Here is a 7430-nt window from a genome sequence, read left to right as displayed (position 1 = left end):
CATCCGCATGCAAGAGTAGGTCACTGCCAGGGACCTTTTTAAGAAAAGCCCCCTCCAACCGGAGGGGGCTTTTTATTTGGATCGTCGCCGGGGCCGTGTTCGCCATTGCACTGCCAATCGACCCACATGCTGAAGTCATCCTCCTGTCGGGTGCGACGTGGACGGCGTGCCGGGCCGCGCTGCCCGCGTCGACCTGTTCCGGATTCGACTCCGGGCCTTCCGCACCAGGATTCACGCTAACCCGAAGCAGCGTGACTCAACGGGGCCCCGGCTTGCCGAGAACCTCCTGCCGGCCGATCACGCCGTCAGCTAGGTCCAGTGGATTGTTGCCCGTATCGGCCGTCGATCAGGCTGCGGCCTGACTGTTCACAGAGCGCAAACCGCGCGCCTCGTACCACCGTCGCGGGCAAAAAAAAGCGGGGAAAACCCCGCTTCTTTCATCCGATGCTGTCGTTCTGAACCCTCAGTCCAGCGCGTACCCGAACTGTTCCTTGAACTCGGCATGGAACTGCTCATAGTTGAAGCGTTGGTTCTGGGTCCCCGGATGCTCGACCTTCAGCGCGCCCATCAGCGAGGCCATGCGCCCGACTGTCGGCCAGTCGCGGCCCTGCATGATTCCGAAGATCAGGCCCGCACGGTAGGCGTCGCCGCAGCCGGTCGGGTCGACGATACGCCGCTCCCTTGCGGCCGGGATCATGTGCGTCGTGCCATCGGCGTGGATGATCGAGCCGCGTGGCCCCTGCGTGACGATGTACGCATTCACCCGGGAGGCGATCTCCTCGGCCGACCACCCGGTCCGCGTCTGCAGCAGCTGCGATTCGTAGTCGTTCACGATGACATACGTCGCCTTCTCGATCATCGAGCGGAACTCGGCGCCGTCGAACAGCGGCATGGCCTGGCCCGGATCGAAGATGAAAGGTACGCCGCGGGCTGCGAATTCGTCCACGTGCTGCAGCATCGCCTCGCGGCTGTCCGGTGCGACGATCGCGAAGCTGATCTCGGGAATGTCCTTGACGTGGTTTTCGTGCGCGCTCGACATCGCACCCGGGTGGAAGGCGGTGATCTGGTTGTTGTCCAGGTCGGTCGTGATGAAGCACTGCGGGGTGAACTGGTCGCCATACTCCCGCACGTGGTCCAGTCGGATGCCGCATTCCACCAGATGCTGCCGGTAGGGTGCGAAGTCCTGCCCGACGGCCGCCACCGGCAGCGGATCTGCGCCGAGCAGCTTGAGGTTGTAGGCAATGTTGCCAGCGCAGCCGCCGAACTCGCGGCGCATGCGAGGTACCAGGAACGAGACATTCAGGATGTGCACCTGGTCCGGCAGGATGTGGTTCTTGAACTGGTCCTGGAACACCATGATGGTGTCGTAGGCCAACGATCCGCAGATGACGGCTGACATGATGCTTGGGTGCCTCGGCAAGATGTTCGGGCCACCTGTCCGGCGACCCCGTAGACAGCCGCGACCGAAGGCCCCGGCAAAGTTGCGAATCGTACCGCGAACGCCCCTCCTTGGCGACTTTCCTCCCGTCGTCGATGCTGCGTGGGCACTCAAGAAACTGTCGATATCATCCCGTCCCGCAAGGATTTCTTAACGTTACAGTCCTTGCGCCCCTTGGCAGCGCTGACTAGACTGGCGCGCTTACTTTTTAGCCAGTCGGAAGCGCGGCGCCGCCCATGTTCAAGAAGTTTCGCGGGATCTTCTCCAACGACATCTCCATCGATCTCGGCACCGCCAACACGCTGATCTATGTGCGTGGCCAGGGCATCGTGCTGAACGAGCCTTCGGTGGTCGCGATCCGCCAGGATCGCGGTCCGGGCGGTCCCCGCGCGGTGGCGGCGGTCGGCGGCGAGGCCAAGCGCATGCTGGGCCGTACGCCGGGCAACATCGCGACCGTGCGTCCGATGAAGGACGGCGTGATCGCCGACTTCACCATGACCGAGGCGATGCTGCAGCACTTCATCAAGCAGGTGCACAAGTCGCGCATGCTTCGTCCCAGCCCGCGCGTGCTGGTGTGCGTGCCGTGCGGGTCGACCCAGGTCGAGCGCCGCGCGATCAAGGAATCCGCCGAAGGCGCCGGTGCCCGCGACGTGTTCCTGATCGAGGAGCCGATGGCTGCCGCGATTGGCGCCGGTATCCCGGTGCACGAGGCGCGCGGCTCGATGGTGCTCGATATCGGCGGCGGCACCTCCGAGGTAGCGGTGATCTCGCTCAACGGCATCGTCTACTCCGCCTCCGTGCGCGTGGGCGGCGACCGCTTCGATGAGGCGATCATCAACTACGTGCGCCGCAACCACGGCACGCTCATCGGCGAATCCACCGCCGAGCGGATCAAGCTCGAGATCGGTTGTGCGTTCCCGCAGAGCGAGGTCAAGGAGATCGAGATCTCCGGTCGCAACCTGGCCGAGGGTGTGCCGCGCATGTTCACGATCAACTCCAACGAAATTCTCGAGGCGCTTCACGAGCCGCTCGCCGGTATCGTCGCCGCGGTGAAGTCGGCGTTGGAGCAGACGCCGCCGGAGCTTTGCTCCGACGTGGCCGAGCGTGGCATCGTCCTCACCGGCGGTGGTGCTTTGCTGCGCGATCTGGATCGCCTGATTTCCGAGGAAACCGGCCTCCACGTGCAGGTTGCCGACGACCCGCTGACCTGCGTGGCCCGCGGTGGTGGCAAGGCGCTGGAGCTGATCGATCAGCACGGCAGCGATTTCTTCGCTCCCGAGTAAGCCGTGCCGGACCGGGTGTCCGGTAGCCGTTGGATTCCGACAAACACCGCGCGGGCCGGTGCGAGGCAGCCCGAGGAGCCCTGTCGTTGAAACAGCGCAGCAGCATCCATGACGGAAGGGCGCCATGCCGCTGACCCGTGAGGAACCCTCACCGCTGTTCGCCGGCACGGTCGCCGGTACGCTGCGCCTGCTCACCTACCTCGCTCTGGCGATGGTGCTGATGGTGCTGGATCACCGTAATGGCTGGACTTGGCGGGTACGCTACGCCGCCGCCGTGGTCGTCGAGCCGCTCTACCGCCTCGCCGGTGCGCCCAGTGCCGGATTGCACTCGCTTGCCGTCGCGTTCGCGGAGCGCAAGACCCTCACCGAGGAAAATCAGCGCCTGCGTGAGGATCTGCTGCTGGCCAATGCCAAGCTCAACCGCATGGCTGCAGTGGCCGAACAGAACCAGCGCCTGAAGGAACTGCTCGATACCCAGCGCAGCCTCGAACTCAATGTGCAGCTTGCGCGGGTCATCGGAGTCGACCTTGGCCCGGGCGAGGACCGCATCATGCTCGGCGTCGGCGCGAACAGCGGCATTCACGTAGGTCAGCCGGTGATCGATGCCCGGGGCGTGATGGGCCAGGTCGTGCATGTGCTGCCCAGCACCTCGGTGGTGATGCTGGTGACCGACCCGGCGCATGCGATTCCGGTCACGGTGGAACGCACCGGTCTGCGCACGATCGCCTACGGCACACGCGACGGGAACGGACTGGTCCTGCCGGACATCCCGATGGCTGCCGACGTCCGTGCCGGTGACCGTCTACTCACCTCCGGCATCGGTGGGCGCTTCCCGCCGGGGTTCCCGGTGGGCACGATCGACAAGGTGCAGCCCGCACCGACCGGCATGTTCCTTCAGGCCAGCGCGAAGCCGGCCGCCGACCTCGACCGCAGCGAGGACGTGTTGCTCCTCCACGACCTGGCAGAGCCCGCCGGCCCACCGGCTCCGGCGTCTTCGGTGGGGCCGCCGGAAGACCTGGCGATGCCGGCTCCCGCAGCCTCCTCGACATCCACGACGAATACGGGCGCGAAACGATGAACCGCCAGCGTGTCGCCCTGTTCTGGTTCAGCGCTACCGTCGCGGTCTCGCTGATCGCCATGCTGGTGCCGCTGCCGGCGGTACTGCAGCCGTTCAAGCCTTACTGGCCGGCCCTGGTCCTGCTTTACTGGGCGCTGGAGTCCGGCGAGCGGGTTAGCCTGGGACTGGCCTTTGCGATAGGTCTGTTCGCCGACCTGCTCGATGGCGTTTTGCTGGGCGAACAGGCCATGCGACTGACCGCGTTGATATTCATCGCGCTGCGCTTCCGCTCGCGGCTGCGCTTCTTCCCGATGTGGCAACAGACCCTGGCCGTGCTTGCGCTGCTGCTCAATGACCGCATCCTGCTGCTGATCGTGCGCACCTTCGCTGGCGAAGCCTCGCCCACCTTGAGTTGGTGGTTCTCGCCGTTCGTCGGCGCTGCGCTCTGGCCGTTCCTGTTCCTGCTGCTGGATGACCTCCGCATCCGGCTGCGTATCGCCTGATCGGTGCGCCGGTGAGCAAGCGCCGTATCCATGGTCCGCGTCGCGCCATCAAGGACCCGCGGGGTGAAAGTGCACTGTTCCGCGGTCGCGCCGTGGCGGGTTTTGCCCTGATCCTGCTGGGCCTGCTGGCCCTGGTCGGACGCTACGCCTTCCTGCAGGTGCTGCACCACGACGAGTTCGCCACCCGCTCGGATGCGAACCGGATCAAACCGCGCGCATTGCAGCCGGCGCGCGGACTGATCTATGACCGCAATGGCGTGTTGCTGGCCGACAACGTGCCTGCCTTCCGGCTCGAGGTGGTACCCGAGCAGGTGCCTGACATGAAGGCGATGCTGGCGCAGATCGGCTCGGTCGTGCCGCTTGGCGACGATGACATCGATGCGTTCAAGAAGCAGCTCGCCCAGAGCCGTCGTTTCGACAGCATTCCGTTGAAGATGCACCTGTCCGAGGACGACATCGCCCGTTTCTCGGTCAACCGCTGGCGTTTCCCCGGTGTGGATGTGGTGCCATATCTGACCCGGCGCTACACCTTCGGCGCCCGCTTCGCGCACGTGATCGGCTACGTCAACCGGATCGACGACAACGACCTGAAGCGGCTCGACCCGGCCCGGTACAAGGGCGCCACGCACGTGGGGCGCAGCGGTATCGAACGCTCCTATGAGGATCTGCTGCACGGAACGCCCGGCTATGAGCTGGTGGAGGTGAACGCCGACGGCCGCACCCAGCGCGTGCTGGAAACCCACGCGCCGATACCCGGCAAGAACCTCTACCTGAGCATCGATGCCCGCATCCAGAAAGCCGCCGAGGATGCCTTCGCCGGGCGCCCCGGCGCCGCGGTGGCGATCGACCCTCGCAACGGCCAGGTACTGGCGATGGTCAGCGTGCCGAGTTTCGATCCCAATCTGTTCGTCAACGGCATCAGTTCGGCCGACTACAGGGCGCTGACGACCGATCCGAGAAAGCCGTTGTACAACCGTGCCCTGCGCGGGGTGTACCCGCCGGGATCCACGGTCAAGCCGTTGATCGGTCTGGCGGGGCTGGAATCCGGCCTGCGCACGCCGGAGGACACGGTGGTCTCCACCGGCCAGTACTGCATTCCCGGGACCACCTTCTGTCGGCGCGACGATCAGCGTGGCGGTGCCGGTCGGGTGGACCTGGCCGAGGCGATCGAACAATCGGTCAATACCTACTTCTACAAGCTGGCACTGGACCTGGGGATCGATCGCCTGAGCCACTACATGAGCCAGTTCGGCTTCGGCCATCCAACCGGCATCGACCTGGTCGGGGAGTCGGACGGCGTGCTGCCCTCGCGCGAGTGGAAGGCCGCGCACTCGAAGATGCCGTGGTTCCCCGGCGAGACAATGATCGCCGGCATCGGCCAGGGTTACTGGGCCGTCACGCCGCTGCAGCTCGCCCATGCGATCGCCACTTTCGCCGGCGGCGGCGTGCCCTACAAGCCGCGCCTGTTGATGGCCACGCAGGATGGCGTGGATGCCAAGGTCGTGCCGCTGCCGAACCCGCCGGAAGGGCCCTCGCTGATCAGTTCGAAAGCGAACTGGGAAGCGATCGACAAGGGCATGGAGATGGTGATGTATGGCGACAAGGGCACCGGACGGACACTGACCGTCGGCTTTCCCTACCGCATCGCCGGCAAGAGCGGTACGGCACAGCGCTACTCGCGCACGGGCAACAGCTACGACGACCGCAGCAACCTGGCCTATCTCGCCAGTCGCAATCGCGCGTGGTTCGAGATGTATGCGCCGGCCGACGATCCGCAGATTGCGGTTGCCGTGGTGCTGGAGGCGGGCGCCTGGGGCTCATCCTCGGCCGGTCCGATCGCCCGGCACATCCTCGATGCCTGGCTGGCGACCAAGGGAAGCAAGGCGCCTGCGTTCACACCCTACAGTGACCCCTCGCTTGGCGACGTGCCGCCGCTGCCAGCGGAGGACCTGCCGGTCGCTCCCCCCGACGGAGACACGCCATGATCCGTCCCTACTACATGCGCATGCGCCGCTTCATCCGGCGTCTGATGACCCGGCCGCGGATCGACCTGCCGCTGGCCCTCGGCCTGTTCGCGCTCGCCTGCGTGGGCCTGATGACACTCTACAGCGCGGGTGATCGCAGCCTGTCGCTGGTGGGCGGGCAGGCGGCCCGCTTCGTGCTGGGCGGCGTCCTGCTGCTGCTGGTATCGCGCATACCGCCATCGACCCTGCGCACCTGGACACCGTGGCTGTACGCGGGCAGCACTGCACTGTTGGTGGTGGTGGCGGCGCTGGGCGAGGGACGTGGCGCGTACCGCTGGCTCGATCTGGGCGTGATGCGGTTCCAGCCCTCGGAGCTGCTGAAGCTCACGATGCCGATGATGGTGGCGTGGTACCTGCATCCGCGCCAGCTGCCCCCAAGCTGGAAGGACATTGCCGTGGTCGGCCTGCTGATCGTCCTCCCTGCCGGCCTGATCGCCGAGCAGCCGGACCTGGGTACCGCGCTGCTGGTGGCGGCCGCTGGCGCATTCGCCCTGTTTCTTTCCGGCATGGCGTGGTGGCGCATCGGCATGCTGCTGGCCGGCGCCGCCGCCATGGTGCCGGTGGGCTGGCACTTCATGCACCAGTACCAGCGCGATCGCGTGATGACCCTGCTGAACCCGGAGTCGGACCCGCTTGGCAATGGCTGGCACATCATCCAGTCGCAGATCGCCGTGGGCTCCGGCGGCATCTTCGGCAAGGGCTGGCTGCACAGTACGCAGTCGCGGCTGGACTTCCTGCCCGAGCACACCACCGATTTCATCTTCGCAGTGTTCTCCGAGGAGTTCGGCCTGGTCGGCGTCATCGGCATCCTGCTGCTGTACGCCTTCATCATCGGCCGCTGCCTGTGGATCGCGATGGAGGCTCGCGACACGTACTCGCGCCTGCTCGCCGGCGCGATCGGCATGAGCTTCTTCGTCTACGTGCTGGTCAACGGCGGCATGGTCGCCGGCATGCTGCCGGTGGTCGGCGTGCCGATGCCGCTGGTCAGCTACGGCGGTACCTCCGCGGTGTCGCTGCTCACCGGTTTCGGCGTGCTGATGTCGATCCACGCCAACCGCAAGATGCACCAGTGACCAGCCCGCACGCATGCGCCGCAGCCTCCCGGGCTGGCCGCGACACGCGTGC

General features: G+C 66.1%; 6 protein-coding genes. 5 read left to right on the top strand and 1 reads right to left on the bottom strand.

Annotation, left to right across the window (positions count from 1 at the left end; all coding sequences use genetic code 11):
* Positions 1–463: 463 nt before the first annotated feature.
* Entirely contained in the window at positions 464–1399 is a 936-nt protein-coding gene (locus tag C693_RS0119380; protein WP_017463942.1) for a carbohydrate kinase family protein, read from the bottom strand.
* 275 nt (positions 1400–1674) lie between these two features.
* Between C693_RS0119380 and C693_RS0119375 the strand changes: the two genes are divergently transcribed.
* From C693_RS0119375 to rodA, 5 genes are all read left to right on the top strand, one after another.
* Positions 1675–2721 (top strand): rod shape-determining protein, encoded by a 1047-nt coding sequence (locus C693_RS0119375; protein WP_017463941.1) that lies wholly within the window; start codon positions 1675–1677, stop codon positions 2719–2721.
* Between the two features lie 124 nt (positions 2722–2845).
* Positions 2846–3799, top strand: a complete 954-nt coding sequence (gene mreC, locus C693_RS0119370; protein WP_017463940.1) for a rod shape-determining protein MreC — start codon at positions 2846–2848, stop codon at positions 3797–3799.
* Positions 3796–4281: a rod shape-determining protein MreD gene (gene mreD / locus C693_RS0119365; RefSeq protein WP_017463939.1), complete on the top strand. Its 486-nt coding sequence runs from the start codon at positions 3796–3798 to the stop codon at positions 4279–4281. The genes mreC and mreD overlap by 4 nt, the downstream gene beginning before the upstream one ends.
* An 11-nt stretch (positions 4282–4292) precedes the next feature.
* The gene (mrdA, locus tag C693_RS0119360) at positions 4293–6266 is read left to right on the top strand and encodes a penicillin-binding protein 2 (RefSeq protein WP_017463938.1); all 1974 of its coding nucleotides are present in this window, start codon (positions 4293–4295) and stop codon (positions 6264–6266) included.
* A complete protein-coding gene (rodA, locus tag C693_RS0119355; RefSeq protein ID WP_017463937.1) occupies positions 6263–7378 on the top strand; it encodes a rod shape-determining protein RodA in 1116 nt (371 codons plus the stop codon). Before mrdA ends, rodA begins: the two co-directional genes overlap by 4 nt.
* Positions 7379–7430 lie beyond the last annotated feature (52 nt).

The sequence above is a fragment of the Dyella ginsengisoli LA-4 genome (genome assembly GCF_000334915.1).
In the GTDB taxonomy this organism is placed as follows: domain Bacteria; phylum Pseudomonadota; class Gammaproteobacteria; order Xanthomonadales; family Rhodanobacteraceae; genus Dyella_A; species Dyella_A ginsengisoli_A.
This window is presented reverse-complemented; position numbering and strand designations above follow the sequence as displayed.

Bases quoted from the DNA above. Each gene is read 5' to 3' on its own strand.
- C693_RS0119380 (WP_017463942.1), bottom strand. From the start codon at position 1,399: ATGTCAGCCGTCATCTGCGGATCGTTGGCCTACGACACCATCATGGTG.
- C693_RS0119375 (WP_017463941.1), top strand. From the start codon at position 1,675: ATGTTCAAGAAGTTTCGCGGGATCTTCTCCAACGACATCTCCATCGAT.
- mreC (WP_017463940.1), top strand. From the start codon at position 2,846: ATGCCGCTGACCCGTGAGGAACCCTCACCGCTGTTCGCCGGCACGGTC.
- mreD (WP_017463939.1), top strand. From the start codon at position 3,796: ATGAACCGCCAGCGTGTCGCCCTGTTCTGGTTCAGCGCTACCGTCGCG.
- rodA (WP_017463937.1), top strand. From the start codon at position 6,263: ATGATCCGTCCCTACTACATGCGCATGCGCCGCTTCATCCGGCGTCTG.